Origin of the sequence: Streptacidiphilus sp. MAP12-33, assembly GCF_041261265.1 — a bacterium.
Lineage (GTDB): Bacteria > Actinomycetota > Actinomycetes > Streptomycetales > Streptomycetaceae > Streptacidiphilus.
On the sequence record NZ_JBGCCA010000030.1, the window covers coordinates 76,854 to 99,155 of the forward strand.

At 72.1% G+C, this 22,302-nt stretch carries 19 protein-coding genes and 2 riboswitches; of the genes, 11 read left to right on the plus strand and 8 right to left on the minus strand.

Annotation, left to right across the window (positions count from 1 at the left end; all coding sequences use genetic code 11):
* Positions 1-50: 50 nt before the first annotated feature.
* From ABH931_RS27030 to ABH931_RS27045, 4 genes are all read right to left on the minus strand, one after another.
* The gene (locus tag ABH931_RS27030) at positions 51-1,721 is read right to left on the minus strand and encodes a cytochrome bc complex cytochrome b subunit (protein ID WP_370118418.1); all 1,671 of its coding nucleotides are present in this window, start codon (positions 1,719-1,721) and stop codon (positions 51-53) included.
* Positions 1,718-2,785, minus strand: coding sequence for a Rieske 2Fe-2S domain-containing protein (locus tag ABH931_RS27035; RefSeq protein ID WP_370118420.1), 1,068 nt, complete (start codon positions 2,783-2,785; stop codon positions 1,718-1,720). The genes ABH931_RS27030 and ABH931_RS27035 overlap by 4 nt, the downstream gene beginning before the upstream one ends.
* Complete coding sequence (locus ABH931_RS27040; RefSeq protein WP_370118423.1) at positions 2,782-3,585, minus strand: c-type cytochrome; 804 nt, start codon at positions 3,583-3,585, stop codon at positions 2,782-2,784. The genes ABH931_RS27035 and ABH931_RS27040 overlap by 4 nt, the downstream gene beginning before the upstream one ends.
* 71 nt (positions 3,586-3,656) lie before the next feature.
* Positions 3,657-4,277 carry a heme-copper oxidase subunit III gene (locus tag ABH931_RS27045; RefSeq protein ID WP_370118426.1) on the minus strand — a complete coding sequence of 207 codons (621 nt, stop codon included), beginning with the start codon at positions 4,275-4,277 and terminating at the stop codon, positions 3,657-3,659.
* A gap of 281 nt (positions 4,278-4,558) precedes the next feature.
* On the opposite strand from ABH931_RS27045, the gene ABH931_RS27050 reads away from it, so the two are divergent.
* Positions 4,559-4,969: a hypothetical protein gene (locus ABH931_RS27050; protein WP_370118429.1), complete on the plus strand. Its 411-nt coding sequence runs from the start codon at positions 4,559-4,561 to the stop codon at positions 4,967-4,969.
* Between the two features lie 84 nt (positions 4,970-5,053).
* Positions 5,054-6,133 (plus strand): anthranilate phosphoribosyltransferase, encoded by a 1,080-nt coding sequence (gene trpD / locus ABH931_RS27055; RefSeq protein WP_370118432.1) that lies wholly within the window; start codon positions 5,054-5,056, stop codon positions 6,131-6,133.
* Positions 6,134-6,170: 37 nt separating this feature from the next.
* Here trpD and ABH931_RS27060 read toward each other — a convergent pair whose 3' ends face one another.
* A complete protein-coding gene (locus tag ABH931_RS27060; RefSeq protein WP_370118435.1) occupies positions 6,171-6,629 on the minus strand; it encodes a hypothetical protein in 459 nt (152 codons plus the stop codon).
* A 161-nt stretch (positions 6,630-6,790) separates the two neighbouring features.
* On the opposite strand from ABH931_RS27060, the gene ABH931_RS27065 reads away from it, so the two are divergent.
* Both ABH931_RS27065 and ABH931_RS27070 read left to right on the plus strand, forming a co-directional pair.
* Positions 6,791-9,706, plus strand: a complete 2,916-nt coding sequence (locus ABH931_RS27065) for a BTAD domain-containing putative transcriptional regulator (RefSeq protein WP_370118438.1) — start codon at positions 6,791-6,793, stop codon at positions 9,704-9,706.
* Positions 9,707-9,728: 22 nt separating this feature from the next.
* A riboswitch (SAM riboswitch) is annotated at positions 9,729-9,859 on the plus strand.
* Positions 9,860-9,994: 135 nt separating this feature from the next.
* Positions 9,995-11,362, plus strand: coding sequence for an aminotransferase class V-fold PLP-dependent enzyme (locus ABH931_RS27070; RefSeq protein WP_370118441.1), 1,368 nt, complete (start codon positions 9,995-9,997; stop codon positions 11,360-11,362).
* Between the two features lie 13 nt (positions 11,363-11,375).
* Here the strand turns inward: ABH931_RS27070 and ABH931_RS27075 are convergent, their stop codons facing one another.
* Both ABH931_RS27075 and ABH931_RS27080 read right to left on the minus strand, forming a co-directional pair.
* Positions 11,376-11,657 carry an Lrp/AsnC family transcriptional regulator gene (locus tag ABH931_RS27075; RefSeq protein WP_370118443.1) on the minus strand — a complete coding sequence of 94 codons (282 nt, stop codon included), beginning with the start codon at positions 11,655-11,657 and terminating at the stop codon, positions 11,376-11,378.
* A 37-nt stretch (positions 11,658-11,694) separates the two neighbouring features.
* The gene (locus ABH931_RS27080) at positions 11,695-12,507 is read right to left on the minus strand and encodes a rhomboid family intramembrane serine protease (RefSeq protein WP_370118446.1); all 813 of its coding nucleotides are present in this window, start codon (positions 12,505-12,507) and stop codon (positions 11,695-11,697) included.
* A 126-nt stretch (positions 12,508-12,633) separates the two neighbouring features.
* Here ABH931_RS27080 and ABH931_RS27085 point away from each other — a divergent pair, with 126 nt between their 5' ends.
* From ABH931_RS27085 to ABH931_RS27110, 6 genes are all read left to right on the plus strand, one after another.
* A complete protein-coding gene (locus ABH931_RS27085; protein WP_370118449.1) occupies positions 12,634-12,900 on the plus strand; it encodes a hypothetical protein in 267 nt (88 codons plus the stop codon).
* A 113-nt stretch (positions 12,901-13,013) separates the two neighbouring features.
* Positions 13,014-14,393 carry an NYN domain-containing protein gene (locus ABH931_RS27090; RefSeq protein WP_370118452.1) on the plus strand — a complete coding sequence of 460 codons (1,380 nt, stop codon included), beginning with the start codon at positions 13,014-13,016 and terminating at the stop codon, positions 14,391-14,393.
* Between the two features lie 245 nt (positions 14,394-14,638).
* Positions 14,639-15,631 (plus strand): NlpC/P60 family protein, encoded by a 993-nt coding sequence (locus ABH931_RS27095; RefSeq protein WP_370118538.1) that lies wholly within the window; start codon positions 14,639-14,641, stop codon positions 15,629-15,631.
* A gap of 282 nt (positions 15,632-15,913) precedes the next feature.
* Positions 15,914-16,077: riboswitch (cyclic di-AMP (ydaO/yuaA leader) on the plus strand.
* Between the two features lie 10 nt (positions 16,078-16,087).
* Positions 16,088-17,134: an NlpC/P60 family protein gene (locus ABH931_RS27100; protein ID WP_370118455.1), complete on the plus strand. Its 1,047-nt coding sequence runs from the start codon at positions 16,088-16,090 to the stop codon at positions 17,132-17,134.
* Between the two features lie 223 nt (positions 17,135-17,357).
* A complete protein-coding gene (locus ABH931_RS27105; protein ID WP_370118458.1) occupies positions 17,358-18,425 on the plus strand; it encodes an NlpC/P60 family protein in 1,068 nt (355 codons plus the stop codon).
* Positions 18,425-19,810, plus strand: a complete 1,386-nt coding sequence (locus ABH931_RS27110) for a hypothetical protein (RefSeq protein ID WP_370118461.1) — start codon at positions 18,425-18,427, stop codon at positions 19,808-19,810. Before ABH931_RS27105 ends, ABH931_RS27110 begins: the two co-directional genes overlap by 1 nt.
* Here the strand turns inward: ABH931_RS27110 and ABH931_RS27115 are convergent.
* Positions 19,734-21,005 carry a glycosyltransferase 87 family protein gene (locus tag ABH931_RS27115; protein WP_370118464.1) on the minus strand — a complete coding sequence of 424 codons (1,272 nt, stop codon included), beginning with the start codon at positions 21,003-21,005 and terminating at the stop codon, positions 19,734-19,736. The genes ABH931_RS27110 and ABH931_RS27115 overlap by 77 nt on opposite strands.
* 66 nt (positions 21,006-21,071) lie before the next feature.
* Between ABH931_RS27115 and ABH931_RS27120 the strand changes: the two genes are divergently transcribed.
* Complete coding sequence (locus tag ABH931_RS27120) at positions 21,072-22,202, plus strand: glycosyltransferase family 4 protein (protein ID WP_370118466.1); 1,131 nt, start codon at positions 21,072-21,074, stop codon at positions 22,200-22,202.
* The last annotated feature ends 100 nt before the right edge of the window (positions 22,203-22,302 follow it).

Sequence of the window (22,302 nt, forward strand, 5' to 3'; positions counted from 1 at the left end):
GGAGGGGGCCTCTACCGCTGTGGCGGCGGCGTTACTGCAGTACGGCTGCCTCAGTGGTGGCCGTGGCCCGAGGTGATCTCGGCGTGCTCCTCACCGGTCGGCTTCGCGATCTGGCTCTCGGGGCCGAAGTACCCGGCCGAGAGCTTCGCGCGGAGCTTGGCGGCGGCGCTGACCTTGCGCTTGACGCCGTTCTCGTCCACCTCGGCGGGCAGCTCGGCGGGCGCGTTCTGCTCGTGCGCGGTGAGGCGGAACAGCTCCTCCTGCGGGAGCTGAGCGTGGACCTCGACGAACTCGCCGTGCGGCAGGCGCTTGATCGTGCCGGTCTCGCGACCGTGCAGGATCTTGTCCTTGTCGCGGCGCTGCAGACCCATGCACCAGCGCTTGGTCACCATGAAGGCGATGACCGGGCCGACGAAGAACAGGATCCGGCAGGCCCAGGTGATCGCGTTGATCGACAGGTGCAGGTGCGTGGCGAACAGGTCGTTGCCACCACCCACGAGCAGGATGATGTACTCCGCGATCCACGCGACACCGAGACCGGTACGGACCGGGGCGTTGCGCGGACGGTCCAGGATGTGGTGCTCACGCTTGTCACCGGTGATCCAGCCCTCCAGGAAGGGGTAGATCGCGATGACGATGAACATCAGACCGAAGATCACCAGCGGGATGAAGACACCCAGCTCCAGGGTGTGACCCCAGGCGCGGATCTCCCAGCCCGGCATGATGCGGATCAGGCCCTCGGAGAAGCCCATGTACCAGTCCGGCTGGGCGTCGGTGGACACCTGGTCGGGGCGGTACGGACCGTACGCCCAGATCGGGTTGACCGAGGCGATCGCCGAGACGAACGCGATGACACCGAACACCAGGAAGAAGAAGCCACCGGCCTTGGCCATGTAGACCGGCATCAGCGGCATGCCGACGACGTTCTTCTCGGTGCGGCCGGGGCCCGCGAACTGGGTGTGCTTGTGGTAGAAGACCAGGATCAGGTGGGCCACCAGCAGGCCCAGCATGATGCCCGGGATCAGCAGCACGTGGATCGTGAAGAAGCGCGGGATGATGTCGTTGCCCGGGAACTGACCCCCGTACAGGAACATCGCGACGTACGAGCCGACCAGCGGCATCGACAGGATCGCGCCCTCCATGAAGCGGATACCCGTACCGGACAGCAGGTCGTCCGGGAGGGAGTAGCCCATGAAGCCGTCGAACATGCCCAGGAAGAGCAGCAGGAAGCCGAACAGCCAGTTGATCTCACGCGGCTTGCGGAACGCGCCGGTGAAGAAGACGCGCATCATGTGCACCAGCATGGCCGCGACGAAGACGATCGCCGCCCAGTGGTGGATCTGACGGATCAGCAGACCGCCGCGCACGTCGAAGCTGATGTCGATGGCCGACTTGTAGGCCTCGGACATCTTGATGCCCTGCAGCGGGACGTAGCTACCGTGGTAGACGACCTCGCCCATGCTGGGCTGGAAGAACAGCGTCAGGTAGACGCCGGTCAGGATGATGATGATGAAGCTGTAGAGGCAGATCTCGCCCAGCATGAAGGACCAGTGGTCCGGAAAGATCTTCCGGAGGTTGGCCTTGGCCAGGTTGTAGACACCCAGGCGGCCGTCGACCCAGTCGGCCGACTTCTCGCCCAGGTGCTTCTGCTCGACACCGGCCTCGCTGTGGCCGATCTGCTCGTGCGCGCCGGAGGTGGCGTCGCTGATGTGAGTGCTCATTCGCTGCGCTCCCAGAAGCCGGGGCCGACGGGAACGGTGAAGCCGTTGAGGGCCTCGAGGTTGCCGGTGCCGTCGACGCCGATCTGCAGCTGCGGCAGCGCGTGTCCGGCCGGGCCGAAGATGACGCGGGCGCCGTCGGACAGGTCGAACGTCGACTGGTGGCACGGGCACAGGACGTGGTGCGTCTGCTGCTCGTACAGGGAGATCGGGCAACCGACGTGGGTGCAGATCTTGGAGAAGGCGAGCACGCCCTGGTAGCCCCAGTCGGCGGACTTCTTGTCCTTGATGTCACCCGGCTGAAGACGGACCAGCATGAGCGCGTCCTTGGCGATGCGCTCCTGGAAGTCGTCGTCGTCCTCGGAGAGGTCGGCCGGCATCGCGAAGGTCAGCGAACCGACCTGCACGTCGGAGGCCATGATCGGCTCACCGGTGTTCATGTTCTTCAGGAGCATGCCGGCCTTCCAGCCGGTCGTGTCCAGCTTCTTCTCCGGCAGCGGGCCGAGGTCGCGGAAGAGCACGACCGCGGAGAGCGGGACCATCGCCATGGCGCCGATCATCGTGTTGCGGATCAGCTTGCGACGGCCGAAGCCCGACTCCTTGGCGCCCTGACGGAAGTCCGCGAAGACCTGCTCGCGGACCTCGGGGGTCGACTCGATCGGGTGACGCTCGGCGACGTGCTCCTCGTCCGACATCAGGGTGCGGGCCCAGTGGACCGCCCCCGCGCCGATCGCGAACAGCGAGACGCCCAGCGTGACGCCGAGCGAGAAGTTCAGCGGAGCGACGTTGCCGATCGGCCAGATGTAGACGTGGTGCGTCGGCCCCGGCTTGAAGATGACATAGCTGGCGATGAAGGCGACGGTCGCCACCATCGACAGCAGGAACCACATCGCGACCTGGCGCTCCGCACGGCGGGCGGCCTTCTCGTCGATGTCGGTACGGCGGTGCTCGTGGGGCGGCAGGCCCGGGTCGGCGAAGTATCCGTCCTTACCGACGACTGCTCCGCCCCCGTGGCCGTGTGCGGCCTCCGGCAGGTGTTCTTCAGACATGTTGTCCTGGCTCGTCATGACTTCTTGGCCTTGGGGGTGCGAGCGGCGATCCAGATGGCCGTGCCGATCAGGGCGCCCAGCGCGAAGATCCACCCGAAGAGACCCTCGGAGACCGGACCGATGGAGCCCAGGGTCATCCCGCCGTAGCTCGGGTTGGTGTCGCTGTTCGTCGTGTGGGTGACGTACGCGACGATGTCCTTCTTGTCCTGCTCCGGCATGGTGGAGTTCGGGAAGGACGGCATGTTCTGCGGGCCGGTCAGCATGGCCTCGTAGATGTGCTTGGCACTGACACCCGCGAGGCTCGGGGCGTACTTGCCCTCGCTCAGCGCGCCACCGGCACCGCCGAAGTTGTGGCACTGGGCGCAGTTGGTACGGAACAGCTCGCCACCACGGGCGACGTCACCACCGCTGTACTGGCCCGCGAGCGGCTGGGCCGGACCGGCGCCGAGGGTGGCGACGAAGGCGGCCAGCTGGTCGATCTGCCCCTGGTCGTAGATGACCTTCTTGCTCGGGATCTGCGCGCCCGGCTGCTGCGCGGGCATGCGGCCGGTACCGACCTGGAAGTCGACAGCGGCGCCGCCGACGCCCACCAGGGACGGGCCGATCGAGGTGCCCTCGCCGTTCAGCCCGTGGCAGCTGGCACAGCCGACCTGGTAGAGCCGCTTGCCCTCCTCGACCTGGAGGGACTGGCTGGCGTCGGCGGAGGCGCTGCTGGTCGGCGCGAGCGCCGCGTACAGCGAGCCCACGGCCGCCAGGGCGAAGATAAGGACGACGAGCGCTGCCAGCGGGTGGCGCCGTCGTGCGGAGAGCTTTTTCACGGAATAAACCCCGGTGTGAGGATCTGGAGCGTCTGGAGTCCGGTTAGACCGCGCCTGACGGTCCGACCCTGCTACTTGATCAGATAGATGGTCGCGAAGAGGCCGATCCAGACCACGTCGACGAAGTGCCAGTAGTAGGACACGACGATCGCCGCGGTCGCCTGCTCGTGAGTGAACCGCTTGGCCGCGTAGGTACGGCCGAGGACCAGCAGGAACGCGATCAGACCACCCGTCACATGCATCCCGTGGAAGCCGGTGGTGAGGTAGAACACCGAGCCGTAGGGGCTGGAGGACAGCGACAGGCCGTCCTTCTTCACCAGCTCGGTGTACTCGTAGATCTGACCGCCGATGAACATCGCGCCCATGATGAAGGTCAGGACGAACCAGGCCCGGAGCTTCTTCACGTCGCCGCGCTCGGCGGCGAAGACACCCATCTGGCAGGTGAACGAGGAGAGCACCAGGATCGTGGTGTTCACGGAGGAGAAGGGAACGTTCAGCGCGTCGTTCTGCGAGTGCCAGAAGGCGGTACCCGTCACTGAACGGAGCGTGAAGTACATCGCGAAGAGGGCCGCGAAGAACATCAGCTCGGAACTCAGCCAGACGATGGTTCCGACACTGGTGAGGTTCGGCCGGTTGACCGAACCGTGCGCGTGCCCGGTTTCTACTGCAGTTGCTGTCGCCACGACCGACATTATGTCGGTCCCTTATTCCGCACTAACGCCGGGGGGTCTTCCTCGGTGTGTCTGAGGTATGACGTACCCTCCGACGCCCCGTCCTGGCAGGTCGCAGCGGGCGTGCCAGACCACCGGACGACGGGGTGTCGCTCGAAGTGGTGAAGCACGTGGGGCTGTCCGGACCTTCCTACCAGAGATCGTCGTTCACCCGGTGTTGTGGCGCGCGGGACGCGAGTAGCATCCGAACCGAGCACCGCGCAGTGGTCCGGGTCACAATCCCAGCGGGGAGAGTACGAGCGATGGCACTGAACATCCTTGTCTACAGCGACGACCGCAACACCAGGGAGCAGGTCCGCCTCGCCCTCGGCAAGCGGCCCGACGCGGAGCTGCCGGAGCTCGTCTACCTGGAGTGCGCGACGGCCCCGGCCGTGGTGCGGGCGATGGACGAGTACCAGAAGGGCTCCCGCAAGGTGGACCTGCTGGTGCTGGACGGCGAGGCGGTGCCGCTGGGCGGCATGGGCCTGACCCGCCAGCTGAAGGAGGAGATCTACCAGTGCCCGCCGGTGCTGGTGCTGATCGGCCGCCCCCAGGACTCCTGGCTCGCCACGTGGAGCCACGCCGACGCGGCGGTCCCGGCCCCCGTCGACCCGGTCGCGCTGGCCGGCGCGGCGACGGCGCTGCTGCGCGGACGCGCGGGTCTTGCAGCCTGAGATCAGTGGTCTCGTGAGGTGTCCGTCTCGATAGGCTGGGGCCGTCCTAGCTGATCCACCCCGGCCTTCGAGAGGCGAGAAGTCATGGTGCACACCAATCCTGCGTTCGGTGGCGACGACCCCGCGCGGGTGCGCACCTGGCCCGACGTCCTGATGCCGCTGCTGGCGGGCGAGGACCTGAGCGCGGCGGACACCGCCTGGGCGATGGACCAGATCTTCTCCGGTGAGGCGACGCCGGCCCAGGTGGCCGGCTTCATGGTCGCGATGCGCGCCAAGGGCGAGACGGTCGAGGAGATCTCCGGCCTGGTCGAGACGATGTACGCGCACGCGACGGTGATCGAGGTGCCGGGTCCGGCGGTCGACATCGTCGGGACGGGCGGTGACCGCGCCAAGACGGTCAACATCTCCACCATGTCCGCGATCGTCGCGGCGGGTGCGGGCGCGCGGGTCGCCAAGCACGGCAACCGGGCCGCCTCGAGCGCCAGCGGCGCGACGGACGTGCTGGAGAAGCTCGGCGTCAATCTCTCGCTGACGCCGCGCCGGGTCGCCGAGGTCGGCGCGGAGGTCGGCATCACCTACTGTCCGGCGCCCGTCTTCCACCCCTCGATGCGGCACGCGGCCACCGCGCGCGGGGATCTGCGGATCCCCACCTTCTTCAACCTGCTGGGCCCGCTGACCAATCCCGCGCGGGTGGGCGCGAACGCGGTCGGCTGCTTCGACCCGCGCATGGCCGGCCTGATCGCCGGCGTGCTGGCGAAGCGCGGCAACTCCTCGCTGGTCTTCCGCGGCGACGACGGCCTGGACGAGCTGACGGTCACCACCACCTCGACGGTCTGGCGGGTGCGCGGCGGCGAGGTCGAGCCGTTCACCTTCGACCCGCGCGAGGTCGGTGTCGCCCTCGCCCCGGTCGAGGCGCTGCGCGGCGCGGACGCCGCGTACAACGCGGAGGTCGCCCGCCGGGTCCTGGCCGGCGAGCGCGGGCCGGTGCGGGACGCGGTCGTCCTGAACAGCGCGTCGGCGCTGGTCGCCCTGGAGCAGGGCGGTTCCGACGCGCCGTTCGTGGACCAGATGGCGTCCGCGATGGAGCGGACGGCCGAGGCGATCGACTCCGGTGCGGCCGAGCGCAAGCTCGCCGAGTGGGCCAAGGCGACCACCCAGGCCTGAACCCCGTACAGGCCCGGGTGGTGTGTGACGGGATCGGTCAGCAGGCCGGCGGGCAGCCCACGGTGATGGACAGGCGGCCGCTCTCGCCCCCGTCGTAGTAGGTGGGGCTGGTGAACCACGCGTGCGAGACGTAGGTGCCGTAGCCGGGGGCGACCCAGCTGGTGCTGACCGACCCGCCGTTGGCGGCGTCCGACACGTAGGTGCAGGTGGGGGTGCCCGACACGACCGCGCCCGTGGCGGCGTTGATGATGTCGACGCACAGGTTGACGGAGGTGTGGTTCGTGCCGCTGATCACGGCGAGACCGTAGATGCTCTTGGCCCCGTTGCCGTAGATGCAGGGCAGCACGGACTCGCCGTCGTTGGGGACGGACCCCGAGCGGCAGATGTTCGACGACGTCGCCGCGTTGGCGGTGGTGGCGGTCGCGAGGCCGCCCGCGGTGGCGAGCCCTGCGAGCGCGGTGGCGGCCACGGCCCCGGAGAGACGGGTCAGCTTCATGGTGTGTTCCTTTCACCAGGTGGATCGGCTGCCGCAACGCTAGGAAGGACCGTCCTCGCCGGGTCCTCACGCCGTCCTTGTCGGGTACTGGACAGAGATCGTTCGGGCGCCTAGGTTTCTCCGCGAGAAGCGCACGTCCGGGGGGAAAGATGCAGTTCGGGGTGCTGGGACCACTGCGGGCCGAGATCGGCGGCCAGGAGCTGCCGCTGGGCGGCGCCCGGCAGGAGAAGCTGCTCGCGGCCCTGTTGCTGGGCGGTGCCGCGATGGTGCCGATGGACTCCCTCGTGGAGGCGGTCTGGGACGCGGACGCCCCCTCCACCGCGGTGCGGCAGGTGCAGGATCTCGTCTCCCGGCTGCGCCGCGAGCTCACCCTGGCGGGTGCGCCCGACGGTCTGCTCGGCACCGTCCGGGGCGGTTACGTCCTGCGACTGGAGGCCGGCCGGCTGGACCTGCTGGCCTTCGAGGAGGACCGGCGGCGGGCGCGGTCGGCCGGGGATCCCGAGGAGCGGGTGGTGCTGCTGCGGCGGGCGCTTGCGCGCTGGCGCGGGCCGGCCCTGGCCGGGATGCCCGGGCGGGCCCTGGAGTTCGAGGCGGCGCGGCTGAACGACCTGCGGCTGACCGTCCGCAAGGAGTGCGTCGACGCCGAGCTCGCCCTGGGACGGCACCGCGAGCTGACCGACGAGCTCACCGTCCTGCTGCGCGAGTACCCGCTCGACGAGGAGATCGCCGCGGCGGCGATGCTGGCGCTCTACCGCAGCGGGCGGCAGAGCGAGGCGCTGGCCGTCTTCCGGCGGTTGCGCGCGGTGCTGGCCGAGGAGCTCGGGGTGGAGCCGACCCCACCCCTGTGCCGTCTGCACGCGCGCATCCTCGACGCCGACCCGGGGCTGGCCCTGCCCGGTTCGGCCCTGCCCGGTTCGGCCCTGGCCGGTTCCTCGCCGCTCAGCGGTGCCCCGGCCCCGGCCCCGGCGCCGGCGCCGGCGCCGGCGCCGGCCCCGGCGCCGCTGCCGGCGGCCGGCCGCGGCGTGGTGCCGCGTCAGCTCCAGGCGGACCTGACCGACTTCACCGGCCGGGAGGAACTCGTCGCCCGGCTGGTCACGCTGCTGTCCGGGGCCGTCGGGCCCGGTGCGCCGCTGGTGCTGTCGGCGCTGGACGGCGCCGGTGGGGTGGGCAAGACCGCGCTGGCCGTGCATGTGGCGCACCGTGTGCTGGCCCGCTATCCGGACGGCCAGCTCCAGGCCGACCTGCGCGGGGTCGGCGGAGCCCCGGCGGACCCGCACGACGTGCTGGCGCGGTTCCTGCGCGGGCTCGGCGTGCCCGACGGCGAGATCCCGGCCGACGCGGAGGAGCGCGCGGTGCTCTACCGCAGCGTCCTGGCCGAACGCCGCGTGCTCGTGCTGCTCGACAACGTGCGCGACGCCGCACAGCTGCGGCCGCTGCTGCCGGGGTCCGGCGGCTGCGCGGTGCTGATCACCAGTCGCAGCACCCTGCCGGGCCTCGACGGCGCGATCCGGCTCGCGGTCGACGTCCTGGACGCTGAGGAGGCCTTCGAGCTGTTCGTCCGGATCGTCGGCAAGGAGGCGGTCGCCGCCGAGCGGGAAGCCGTCGACGCCGTGCTGGCGGTCTGCGCCGGGCTGCCCCTGGCGATCCGGGTGGCGGGCAGCCGGCTGGCCTGCCGCCCGGGCTGGACCGTGGCGATGCTCGCCGAGCGCCTGCTGGACGAGGGCCGACGGCTGGACGAACTCCAGGTCGAGGACCGGGCGGTGCGCACCACCCTGGCCGTCGGCTACTCAGCGCTGCCGCAGGACTCGGCGCGGCTGCTGCGGCAGCTGGGCGCCGTGCCCGGACCGACCGTCAGCCTCCCGGCCGCGCTCGCGCTCGCCGGTGAGGACCGGGCGCGGGCCGAGGAGGCGCTGTGGACGCTGCTCGCCGCCCATCTGGTCGAGCCCGCCGGTCCGGCGCGCTACCGGATGCACGACCTGGTCCGGGTCTACGCCGAGGAGCTGGCCGCCGCGCGGGAGCAGGAACGCCGTGAGGCGTTCGCCCGGCTCGCCCACTGGTACCTCTACACCGCGGACGCCGCCGCCGGGCGGGTGCTGCCCTCCCGGGCGCCCGCGGCCGACGACGCCTTCTGGGGGGAGGCCGGGCGGCCGCACGCGGCGTCCTGGCTGACCTTCGGCGACCCGGCCGAGGCCCACTCCTGGTTCGACGCGGAGAGCCGCAACCTGATGGCGGTGGTGCACGCCTGCGCGGTGGCCTCGCTGGCGACGGAGCGTCACCTGCTGGAGCTGGCGCCCCGGCTGGTGTGGGCGTTCTGGGCGGACGTCTACACCCGGGGCGAGTACGCGCCGGAGTGGGAGACGCTCTGCGAGACCGTCGTCCGGGCCGTCACCGACCTGGGCGACGAGGCGGCGCAGGCGACGGTGCGCAAGACCCTCGGCATCGTGCGGCTGGCGACGGACCGCCCCGAGGCGGCGGCCGAGCAGTTCGAACGCAGCCGGGTGATCCGCGCCCGGCTCGGGGACGAGCCCGGCGCGCTGGCCTGCACCGTGGACCTGGCCTGTGCGTACAGCAAGATGGGCGACCACGACCGGGCGATCGCGAGCCTTGCGACCGTGCTCGCGGCCTTCCGGCGCTCCGGGGAGGCGGCCAAGGTCGCGGTCGTGCTGAACAACCTCGGGGTGGCCTGCCATGTCGGCGGGCGCTCCGCGGAGGCGGTCGGCCACCTGGAGGAGTCGCTGCGGATCAAGCGGGAGCTGGGTGACGTGGCCGGGGAGGGCAAGACCCTGCAGAGCCTCGCCGAGATCCACCTGGTGGCCGGCCGGACCGTGGACGCGCTGCGGGCCTGCGAGGCGGCGGAGCCGGTGCTGCGGCAGAGCCGCGCCAAGGAGCTGCTGGCGCTGGTGCTGGAGACGGCCGCTCGCGCCCACGCGGTGGAGGGCCGGTCCGCCGAGGTGGACCGCTGCCGTGCGGAGGCGGACGGGCTCTACGTCGAGTTCGGCCCGGAGCGGGCGGCCTCGGTGCAGGCGGAGCTGGCACGGCTTTCTCACATCCCGGGACGCTCTTCGCCCACGGAGTGACCCTCTGGCATACTCCTGATCAGGTCACGAGTGACAGCACGCGGCGTTCGCCGCTGAAGCCCCGGCTCGCTGTCCGGCAACCCTCCGACCGTGGTGGGGTGCCTCCGGGTGACGACCAGGCCTGCGGTGAGGTGCCGCAGGCAAGCGCGTGTCCTTCGAGGAGTTCTCCCGTGCAGAAGCGAATGCGGTAGAGGCCGTCCGGGCCTCCACATCTCCGTAGGACATCCATGCCCCCTTCCAGGCGGGGCTGTTTCGCCATACCCACGCACTGCTTCCGGAGGTACCGCCATGTCTGTCGCCGCCCGTAATGTCTCGGTTTGTGAGCCTCTCGCCGTTCTCGGCCGTGACGTCGAGGTCCCGCTCGTCTCCGGCGAGAAGGTCAGCTACGCCGCCCTCGACTACGCCGCCAGCGCGCCCGCGCTCCAGCGGGTCTGGGACGACGTCGCCGCCTACGCGCCGTACTACGGCAGCGTGCACCGTGGCGCGGGTTACCTCTCCCAGCTGTCCACCGACCTGTTCGAGCAGAGCCGCGCCGCCGTCGCCGAGTTCCTGGACCTGCGCGAGGACGACCAGGTCGTCTTCACCCGTGCGACCACCGACTCGCTGAACCTGCTGGCCGGCGCGCTGCCCACCGGCACCCGCGTCTTCGCCTTCGAGACCGAGCACCACGCGTCGCTGCTGCCCTGGCCGGGCCGCGGCCTGGAGGTCGCCTACCTGCGGGCGCCGCGCTCGCCGCGGGAGGCCGTCGCCGCGCTGGACGCCGCGCTGGAGACGGCCGGGCAGGGCCCGAAGCTGGTGTGCGTGACGGGCGCGTCCAACGTGACGGGGGAGATCTGGCCGGTGGCCGAGCTCGCCGCCGTCGCCCACGCGCACGGCGCCCGGATCGTCCTGGACGCGGCCCAGCTCGCGCCCCACCACAAGGTCTCCGTGCGGGAGCTGGACGTGGACTGGGTGGCCTTCTCCGGCCACAAGCTCTACGCGCCGTTCGGCGCGGGCGTGCTGGCAGGGCGTTCCGACTGGCTGGACGAGGCCGAGCCGTACCTCGCCGGTGGCGGCGCGAGCCGGACCGTCGCGCGGCAGGCGGACGGCTCGGTGGCCGTCGAGTGGCACCAGGGCCCCGCGCGCCACGAGGCCGGCTCGCCGAACGTCATCGGCGCCTACGCGATCGCCTCGGCCTGCCGGGCGCTGACCGAGGCCGGGCTGGACGCGCTGCACGCGAGGGAGCAGCAGCTGATCGAGCGGCTGCGGGCGGGTCTCGCCCAGGTGCCCGAGGTGCGGGTGCTGACGCTGTTCGGCGAGGACCACCCGCGGGTGGGCGTGCTCTCGTTCGTGGTGCAGGGCTGGAACAGCTCGCACTTCGCCGCCGCACTCTCGGCCGAGTACGGCATCGGCGTGCGCGACGGCCTGTTCTGTGCGCACCCGCTGGTCCGCACGCTGCTGGGCGGCGAGGAGGCCGCGCCGAGCGAGTGCGGCGCGCCGGAGCCGTCGCTGCCGGGGGAGCGGAGCCTGAACGCGATCCGCGTCAGCTTCGGTGCCGGCACGCCCGAGGAGCACGTGGACCGTTTCGTCGCCGCGGTGCGGGAGCTGGTCGGCAACGGTTCCGCCTGGGCTTACCGGACCGAGGGCGGCCGTTGCGTGCCGGACACCCGCCGGTAGGTCCCGGAGAGGCTCAGTCGTCCAGCCCGATGGCGAAGGCCGCGTCGAGGTCGTGGGTGGAGTAGGTGCGGAACGCGACGTGCGTCTCGGTGTGCTCCACCCCGGGCACCTTGTTGACCTGACCGGGGATCACGTCGGCGAGCTCCTCGTGGGCGCGCACGCGCACGATGGCGATCAGGTCCCAGCCGCCGGTGACGGAGTAGACCTCGGTCACGCTCTCCAGCGCCGCGATCTGCTCGGCGATCTCGGGGATCTGGTCGACGCTGGACTTGACGAGGACGATGGCGGTGATCACGGGGTCTCCTGTCGCGCGAGGGCCTGCGCCTCACATGCTAGTGCCGCGTCCGACCCGTGACCCGGCCGAGGAGGCCCGCGATCCGGCGGGCACCACCGCGCCACAGCAGCCAGGCGAAGGCGAACCCGCCGGCGAAGCCGATCAGGTGCGCGGCGTAGGCGACACCCGGCGTCGCGGGGTCGGTCGCGCGGATGGAGAGCCACTGCACCGCGAACCAGAAGCCGAGGACCAGCCAGGCCGGGAAGCGCAGCGGCAGGAAGAGCAGCAGCGGGATCAGGCTGGTGATCCGCGCCTTCGGGTACAGGCACAGGTAGGCGCCCAGCACCCCGGCGATCGCCCCCGAGGCGCCGACCAGTGTCTGCGTCGCGGCGGGGCTGCCGGACTCGAACAGCGCGTACCCGTACGTCGCCAGGTAGCCGAGGGCGACGTAGAAGAGCAGGAAGGCCTGCGGGCCGATCCGGCGTTCCACCATCGCGCCGAAGACGAAGAGGAAGACCATGTTGCCGGCCAGGTGCAGCCAGCCGCCGTGGACGAACATGGCGGTCAGCACCGACAGCGCCGGGATCTTCGGCAGGCCGCCGCCCGCCGCGCAGTGGTGCAGGTGGGCGAGCCGGGCGGGCAGGACCGCGTTGTGGAGCAGCTCGGCGGGGATGGCGCCCCAGCGGTGGTAGTAGAGCGTCTGCGCGCAGGCCTCGGCGGAGCCGGTGCCGTAGAGGGGGTCCAGGCCCGAGACCGGCCCGACCAGGAAGACGGCCACGCACAGCGCGATGAGCGAGCCGGTCACCAGCGGCAGGTAGGGAACGGGACGGGGCAGGCGGGCAGTGGGCTCCTGGGCCGCGAGGGTGACCATGGCCAAAGCATTCCTTCTCGGGACGAATCTGACACCCACCTACTGGAGCGTGTGGGGGACCGTGCCCGCGCCCGGCCCTGAGGCCATAGGGTTTCCGGGTAAGACAAACGACGAGAGGATCTCGCCATGTCCGTTCCGCTTCCCACCGAGGCGACCAGGTGGCGCTGCACCCTGTGCGGCAACCTGACCCGTTTCGACGTCACCCGGTCCTCCCGGGTCGTCGAGTTCGTGCACCTGGACCTGGCGGGGGAGCCGAACGTCGAGGAGCGCGAGGTGCTGAGCGAGACGGTCGAGTCGGTGCGCTGCCGCTGGTGCAACGCCGTGGACCAGATCGAGCTGGTCGACCGTCCGGGTGCGGCCGCCGAGGCGGCGGAGCAGGCCAAGCGCGCCTGAGCGCGACGGTGGACCTGTGATCGTGGCGGAGGCAACGGTGGGGGGCGGCAGCGGGGACAATGGCTCTCCAGGTGACGGGGACCTGGGGAGCACGGCGGATCGGAGCGGAAGACGTGGAGCAGCGAGACCAGGCGCCGACGCCGGATGACGGTGTCGACGGCGCCCTGGACGGCGACAGCGCCGAGGCGCTGGAGCGGCCGCTGCCCGAGGGCGTGCGCAAGCGCGTGGTCGGCATCGCGGCCGACGCCCTCGGCGCGTTCACCGCGGCCGAGCTGCCCGCCCGGCTGCGCCCCTACGTCAAGTTCACCCGCGAGGCCCGGGTCAAGCGTGGCGCCACGGCCATCGCCGCCGCCCTGGAGACCGAACCGGCCTTCCGGGCGCGGATAGCGGAACGGGTCCGGCAGGGACAGCCCGATCTGGTGGCCGCGTTGGAGAGCGGGACCGCTCCGGCCGCCGCCGACCCGCAGGACGTGGCCGCCGCCGCGTATCTGCTGCGCACCCCCGGCTGGACCAGGGTCGTGGGCGAGGCCGGGGACGAGGTCGAGCGCGCCGAGCACGAGGGCGCGGCCGCCGAGTCGGCGCGGCTGGCGGAGAAGCTGCAGGAGGAGCTCGCCTCGGTGCGCGCCGCGACCCGCACTGAGGCCGAGCGGGCCAAGGCCGAGCTGGACGCGCTGAAGAAGGAGGGCGACAGCCTGCGCCGGCAGCTGCGCTCGCTCTCCGCCGACACCAAGCGCGCCGAGGCGGCCACCCGCAAGGCCGTCGGCGAGCTGGAGGCGCAGCGCGCCACCGGCGCGACCGAGCGCGGCGCGCAGGACAGCGAGGTGCGCCGGCTCAAGCACCGGGTGGCGGAGCTGGAGACCGCCCTGGAGGCGTCCCGCCGGGCGGCCCGCGAGGGCAGGTCCACCGAGGAGATGCGGCTGCGGCTGCTGCTGGACACGGTGGTGCAAGGCGCCCAGGGACTCCAGCGGGAGCTGGGCCTGGCGCCGCTGAGCGGCCGTCCCGCCGACACCGTCGAGGCGGTGGTCCCGGTGGCCGCCTCGCCGCACGACGTGGCCCGGCGCGCGCTGGAGGGCGACGACCCGGCGCTGCTCGACCAGTTGCTCGAACTGCCGCAGGTCCACCTGCTGGTGGACGGCTACAACGTCACCAAGACCGGCTGGCCCGGCATGCCCCTGGACCGCCAGCGCCAGCAGCTGACGCGCGGGCTGGGCCTGGTGGCCGTGCAGACGGGCGCGGAGATCACCTGCGTCTTCGACGGCAAGGACCTGGACGGGCCGATCCCGATGGCGCCGCCGCCGCGCGGCGTGCGGGTGCTGTTCAGCCGGACCGGCGAGACCGCGGACGAGCTGATCCGCCGTCTGGTGCGGGCGGAGCCGGAGGGCCGGCCGGTGGTCGTGGTCTCCACGGACCGCGAGGTCGCCGACGGGGTCAGGGCGTCCGGCGCGCGTCCGGTCCCCTCGACGATGCTGCTGCGCCGGCTGATCCGCACCTGATCCGCTCCTGCGGCCCTGCCGCGGCGCTCCCGCAAACCCCGGGGATCTTGAGGGTTTGTTAAGAGAGCGGACCGGATTCCCCTCCGGGGGAGACAAGTGGTCCCGCGGCTCACTATTCTCGTCGCTCAACGTCCGCACTCGCGTTCCCATTCGTCTCTGCGGGCGTTCAAGTGTGCGAAGGGACTGCATCCGACGTGGCTTCTCACCGCCGGCCTCGCGAGGTCAGCCGTGCCCGTGTGTCCGTGATGACGGCCGCGGCCGCGACCCTGGTGGCGCTTTCGGCGCAGACCGCCGCCCAGGCCGCTCCGGCGATCTCCACCAAGGACGCCAAGGCGCAGGTCGACGCGGACCGTACGGACGCCGCGGCCAAGACCGAGCAGTGGAACGAGGCGCACACCCAGCAGGAGGCCCTGCAGCGGCGTGTGGCGATCCTTCAGGACGAGATCGCCCGCCAGCAGGCCCAGGTCAACACCGGCCTGGACAACCTCGGCCAGATCGCCAACGCGCAGTACGCCGACGGCAGCGTCGACCCGACCGTGCAGCTGATGCTCTCCAGCTCGCCCGACGCCTTCCTGCAGAAGGCGGCCTCGCAGGACGAGCTCACCAGCAACCAGACCGCGCAGCTCCAGGCGCTGGTGGCGCAGGAGAAGACCCTCCAGTCCGAGAAGGCCGAGGCCGCCGCCGAACTCGCGCAGGAGCAGCAGCTGCTCGCGAAGATGAGCTCGGCCAAGAGCGAGGCCCTGGCCAAGCTCAAGCAGGCCCAGTCGGTGCTGGACGCGCTCACCCCGGCCCAGCGCACGACCGTCGGCGGGGGAGGCGGTGGCGGTGGCTACGGCTCGGTCTCCAGCAGCGGCTACACCGGCCACATCGACCTCACGGGCATATCCGCGACGGCCCGCACCGCGATGCTGGCCGCGGAGAGCCAGATAGGCCACGCGCCCTACCTCTGGGGCGGGTCGACCCCGGCCGGCTTCGACTGCTCGGGCCTGGTGATGTGGGCCTACGCCCAGGCGGGCGTCTCGCTGCCGCACTCCTCCTACTCCGACGAGAACGTCGGCACCATGGTGCCGAGCATGGCCGACGCGCAGGTCGGCGACATCATCGTGATGGAGAACGGCGGCCACGTCGGCCTCTACGCCGGCAACGGCATGCTGCTCAACGCCCCCGAGTACGGCTACGACGTCTCGGTGCAGCCGATGTCCTACTTCGGCGGGGTTGTGGCGATCCGTCGGATCTGACCCGCGCCCGACGCTCCGACGGTCTGTGAAGACTCTCACAGCATCCGTGCGGAGAGCGATGGAATGACCGATTTCTCCGGCATGTCGTCGGCTCCTGGTCAGATTCCGACTACACAGCGTTGATCCACTGACACTGCGTCGAAAGTGACACGAGTTTTTTCTGACAAGGATTTGAACCGATCACGGTTGGGTTACTAGGGTCACTCCTCGAACCGCCGTACGGTCGTTCACCCATCCAGGGTGGCAGCGGTGGTCACCGTCGAGTTCGGCGACGCGGTCCGCAGGGGGCGACCGTCGAGTCGGAGCCGGGGAACCAATGGTTCCTTCCGGGGTGAATCGACGCCAGGGGCGGGCCGGTGCGACTCCGGGCCGAGTGAGGCGTCGTAGGGCTGACTTCCTGGCCCGAACCCGTCAGCTCACCCGGTAGGCGGACGTAGGAAGAAGGAGATCGCCTTCGTGGCGTCCCATCGCCGTCCCAAGTCTCCCGGCCGCACGCGCATGTCGGTCCTCACGGCCGCCGCCGCCACCGCCGTCGCGGTGTCCGCGCAGAGCGCCCAGGCCGCGCCCAAGCCGACCACGGACCAGCTGCGCTCCCAGCTCCAGCAGCTGAACACCGAAGCCGACCAGGCGGTCCAGAAGTACGACCAGTCGCAGGAGAACCTGAAGCAGCAGCAGGCCAAGGTCAGCCAGCTCCAGGACCAGATCGCGCGCGGCCAGGCCGACGTCAACTCGCGGCTGGACCAGCTCGGCGAGATCGCCAACCAGCAGTACGCGACCGGCCAGGTCGACCCGACCGTCCAGCTGCTGCTCTCGGCCACCCCCGACGACTACCTGACCAAGGCCGCCTCGCTCGGTCAGCTGACGTCGAACCAGGCCTCCATCCTGGACCAGCTCCGCAGCCAGGAGCAGAAGCTCGCGGGTGAGAAGTCCCAGGCGGAGCAGACGCTCCAGCAGATGGACACCACCACCAAGCAGCTGTCCGCGCAGAAGGCCGAGGCGCAGAAGAAGGTCCAGCAGACCCAGGCGCTGCTCGACTCGATGACCGCGGCCCAGCGCAGCGCCGTCGTCGGCGGCGGAACCTCCGGCGGTGCCGCGAGCCGCGGCACCAGCCGCCCCCCGCTGACCGGTGGCACCGGCAGCAGCAAGGCCGGCGACTCGGTCGAGGCCGCGGCCTTCGCGGCCGCGCAGACCCGCCTGGGCCTGCCCTACGTCTGGGGCGCGACCGGTCCGGACTCCTTCGACTGCTCGGGTCTGACCCAGTGGGCCTACGCCCAGGCCGGCGTCTCGCTGGGCCGCACCACCTACGACCAGATCAACGACGGCACCGCGGTGAACTCGACGGCCGACCTGCAGGTGGGTGACCTGATCTTCTTCAACGGCGACACCCACGTCGGGATCTACGCCGGCAACGGCATGGTCCTGCACGCGCCGCACACCGGCACGGTCGTCAAGTACGAGCGCATGGACTGGATCGGCAGCATCTACGCGATGCGTCACATCTGATCCGCAGCTGCACGCGTGCCCGCCGTCGGTGACCGACGGCGGGCATCGTCGTTCACTCCCCTGGGTGCATTCGCGCGACGTGTGTCGGGGTCCGCAGCCCGCGCCGAAGCCGTGCCTTCTCCGGGACGACCTGCGGATTGGTTCATGTGAGCGGTTTTCGTGGGGATTTTTCAGCTCTGTGGAGCTTGGACTGGTTCTGTCCCAATCGCTAGCGTCTGCGCTCGTGGCATCCCATCGACGAGGCAGACGTCTCGGCCCCTCCGTGCTCTCCCGTGCCGCGGTCACCGTGGCGGCGGCGACCGCGGCCGTCCTGACGGCCCAGAGCGGTGCGCAGGCGCAGCCCGGACCGTCCGGAGGGGCCGGGGCCGGCAGCCCGGACGAGGTGCGGCAGCAGGTCGACGCCCTCTACGCGCAGGCCGAGACGGCGGGTCAGCGCGCCGCCGGCGCGCAGGAGCAGCAGGCCGTGCTGCAGCGGCGGGCCGCCCTGCTGGAACAGCAGCTCGCCGAGGAACAGCAGCACGTCAACAACGTCGCGGCCCAGCTCGGCGCGATGGCACAGGCCGAGTACGAGCAGGGCGGCACCATCGACCCGGTGGTGCAGCTGCTGCTCAGCGCGCACCCCGCCGACTACCTCGACCGGGCCGCCGACCTCGGGCAGGTCGACGCCGACCTCGCCTCCCGGCTGGCGCAACTGCGCGCGGACGAGGACCGGGAGCGGCGCGACCGCGCCACCGTCGGCGCGCAACTGGACCAGATCGAGCGGCTGCGCCGGTCGATCACCACCGACAAGGCCGACGTGCAACGCCGCCTCGGCCACGCGCAGGCGCTGCTCGGCAGCCTGACGGCGCAGCAGCGCGACGTGCTCCAGCAGCAGGAGGACGACGCGGCCCAGGCCGCCGCCCAGGCGGCGGACGTGCCGCTGGCGGCCGGCGAGGGCCCGGCGGACTCCCGGGCCGCGGCCGCGCTGGCGGCGGCGCGGGCCGCGCTCGGGCAGCCGTACGTGTACGGGGCGACAGGTCCGGGGGCCTTCGACTGCTCGGGTCTGATGTACTGGGCCTGGCGCCACGGTGGGGTGGCGCTGCCGCGCACGTCCCAGGAACAGGCCTTCGCCGGGCGGCGCGTCCCGCTGTCGCAGGCCCGTCCGGGGGACATCGTGGTGTATTACCGAGACATGCACCATGTGGGCATGTACGCAGGACACGGCATGATCATCCACGCTCCGTACCCGGGCGCCAGGGTCCGCTACGAGAGCGTCAACGACATGCCCGTCGCCATGGTGGTGCGCCCCTGATGGCCCGCGGCCCGATAACCGGCGGCACCGACGACACCGGCGGCCTCAGTCGCAGACGCGTCCTGCTCTACGGCGCCGGCGTCGCGGTCGCCGGGATCGGCGGCACCACCGCGTGGCAGGCCTGGGCCGACGCGGTCGACGACGAGCGCGAGGCCACCCAGGCGCGCGAGGACGGCGTGCGGCGGGCGCTGGAGGCCCGCGCGGCCGCCGTCCTGGCCCGCGACGCCCGCGCGCTGGCCGCGACCCTTGCCCCGGGCGCGTCCGCCGACCTGGTGCGGCGGCAGCACGAGCTGGTCGCCAACCTCGCTCAGGTGCCGCTCTCGCAGTGGACCTACCGGGTGCTCTCCCTCGACGCCTACCCCCTGCCGCCCGCCCTGGGCGACGCGTCGGGCGCGGGGGAGCGGGCCCCCGTGGCCGTCGAGCTCGACTACCGGCTGACCGGGTTCGACGAGCAGCCGATGACGGCCACCCAGTACCTCACCTTCGTCCGCGGCACCGACGGTGCCTGGCGGCTCGCCGCCGACTCCGACCACGACGGCGGCGACGTGCTGCTGTGGGACCTCGGTCCGGTGCGGGTGGTGCGCGGCCGCTACAGCCTGGTGCTCGGCCTGCGCGACCAGGCGAGCCTCGCCGCGCTCGGCGCCGAGGCCGACCAGGCCGTGCCGGCCGTCAGCACCGTCTGGGGCCGCGGGTGGGGACAGCGCACCGTGCTGGTCGCGCCGCAGACCGCCGACCAGTTCGGCACGCTGCTCGGCGCCGAGCCCGCCGCGTTCGCGGGCATCGCCGCCGTCTGCACCGGCGAGCTCGGCGCCGCCGACGGGCGCCGCACCGACCGGATCACCGTCAACCCCGACGCCTGGGACAGCCTGAGCGCGCTCGGCCGCCGCGTCGTGATCACCCACGAGACCACCCACGTCGCCACGCGCGTCGACACCGAGGCGTGGACGCCGCGCTGGCTGTCCGAGGGGGTCGCCGACTGGACCGGCTATCTCGGCACCGGCCGCAACCCGGCGCAGACCACCCCGGAGCTCGCCGCCGCGCTGGCCGCCGCCGGTTCCGGCGCGGCCCGCCTGCTGGCGGCCCTGCCCAGGGACAGCGACTTCGACGGTGGCGCGCCCGGCACGGCGTTGCAGCAGGCCTACCAGAAGGCCTGGTTCGCCTGCCGTACGGTCGTCGACCGGTACGGGCAGGCGAAGCTCGTCGCCCTCTACGCGGCCGTCGCCGCCGGGGGCCGTGCCGGGACGCTCAGCCGGGACGCGGTGCTCGACCGGGCGCTGCGCGGCACGCTCGGCGTCGGCACCGCCGAGTTCACCGCACAGTGGCGGCAGGACGTACGGGCAGCTCTGTCGGCCCCCGCTCCGAAGGCGCCGTCGACACCGCGGTGAGCGGCCCGCCGTCGTCCGCCGCCGGCCCGTCCTCGGCCCGCCACAGCCGCACGCAGGCCACCAGCGCGGCCGCGACCAGCAGCAGGTCGCGCGCCGAGATCAGCGAGGTCCCCAGCAGCGAGCGCTTCACCAGCTCGCCGAAGTACAGCGGGAACTCCAGGAAGGTCAGCGGCGCGGCGACGGCCAGCAGCCACGCCACCGGCCGCATCCGGGTGCCGGGCACGGTCAGGCAGACGGCCGCCGAGCCGAGCAGCCACACCAGGTACTGCGGGCTGATCACCCTGCTGGTGACGGTGAACAGCAGCACCGCCGTGAGCGCCGCGTCCGCGGCCGTGGCAGAGGTCCACACCCGGTTGCGCAGCCGCCACAGCGTCAGCAGGCCGAAGGCGAGCAGGCTCAGCGCGACCATGGCCACGCTCGTCGCGTGCACGTGACGGCCCAGGAACTCCAGGGATCCGTAGTGCATCGCCACCCGGCCGTGCCAGAGACCCGTCATCGAGCCCGCATAGAACGGCAGTGCCCCGACGGACTCCACCTCGATGCCGCGCGCGCCCTGGAAGCCCAGGAACGAGAAGCCGCCGTGGGTCGACACCGCCACGAGGAAGCAGACCGCGGCGCAGGTCACCGCGCACGCCGCCCAGGCCCGGCCCGCGATCCGGCCTCGCGGCGCGGCACCGACCAGCACCAGCACCGGCCAGACCTTCAGCATGGCGCCGAGCCCGGCGAGCACCCCCGCCAGCCGTGGCCGGGCGGCCAGGGCCAGCGTCGCCGCGACCGCGACCGTCGTGACCACCAGGTCGAAGCGGCAGTAGACGGTCGGTCCGATCAGGGGCACCGCCGCCACCCACAACCACGCGCCGCTCCGCGCGCCACCGCCCGCCCGCACCAGCAGGTGCAGGGTGGCCGCGTCGCACAGCGCGACCAGGGCGAGGAAGCCGGCGAAATACGATCCGGGAAGCCACAGCGGCACCAGCATCACGAACCCGGCCAACGGCGGGTACTGCCAGGTGACGTCGTCCATCGGGAAGGTGCCGGTGCGCAGCACCTCGGCCCAGCCCTGGTAGATGACCTTCACGTCGCTGGCCACGTCGGTGTGCGGCACCCGCAGCACCCCCAGCGCCACTATCACCAGCAGGACCCGCCCTACCGTCCAGCCGGTCCAGACACGCACGGTGCTGCTGGTGAGGATGCGCATTGCCATATCGTACGGATCAGCCCAAGCCGGACCGGGGAACCGCTTGACCGAGAAACGAAGAGCGCCGTGAACAAGACCCTGATCGTCACCAACGACTTCCCGCCGCGCCAGGGCGGTATCCAGACCTTCGTGCACAACATGGCGCTCCGGCTGCCGCCCGAGCAGTTGGTCGTCTACGCCTCCACCTGGCGCGACGGCGGCGAGGTGCGGAAGTTCGACGCCGAGCAGCCCTTCGAGGTCGTCCGCGACCGGACGACGATGCTGCTGCCGACCCCGCGTGTGACGCGCCGGGCCGCGGAGCTGCTGCGCGCGCACGGCTGCGGGTCGGTCTGGTTCGGCGCGGCGGCGCCGCTCGGTCTGATGGCGCCGACGATGCGCCGCGCCGGCGCGGAGCGGATCGTCGGCATGACGCACGGCCACGAGGCCGCCTGGGCGCAGCTGCCGGCCTCCCGGCAGCTGCTGCGCCGCATCGGCGCGGGCACGGACACGCTCACGTACCTGGGCGAGTACACCCGCTCGCGGATCGCGGCCGCGGTGGGCCCGCAGGCGGCGGCGCGGATGGTGCAGGTGCCGCCCGGCGTCGACGAGCAGACCTTCCACCCCGCGTCGGGCGGCGACGCGGTCCGCGCCCGGCTGGGCCTCACCGACCGGCCGGTCGTGGTCTGCGTCTCGCGCCTGGTCCGGCGCAAGGGGCAGGACACGCTGATCCGCGCCTGGCCGTCGGTGCTGCGGCGCTTCCCCGACGCGGTGCTGCTCGTCGTCGGCGGCGGCCCGTACCGGGCGGACCTCACGAAGCTGGCGGAGGCGACCGGGGTCGCCTCGTCGGTCGTCTTCACCGGCCCGGTCCCGTGGGAGGAGCTGGCCGCGCACTACGGCGCGGGCGACGTCTACGCGATGCCGTGCCGGACCCGCCGTGGCGGGCTGGACGTCGAGGGCCTCGGCATCGTCTACCTGGAGGCCTCCGCGACGGGCCTGCCGGTCGTCGCCGGCGACTCCGGCGGCGCGCCGGACGCGGTCCGCGAGGGCGAGACGGGCTACGTCGTCCCGGGCAGGGACCGCGGCGAACTCGCGGAGCGGCTCGTCGCGCTGCTCGGTGACGCGTCACTGCGGGCCCGCATGGGCGCGGCGGGCCGCACGTGGGTCGAGGAGGCCTGGCGCTGGGACCTCCTGGCGGACAGGTTGGAGAGCTTGCTGTAGTCCGTCAGGGGCGCGCGGCTCTGCCGATGGGCGGCTCCTCCCCCAGCCTTCGGCCGGGAGGTGCCCCGAGGTGCCCCCTGCGTGGGCGCGAGCAACCACC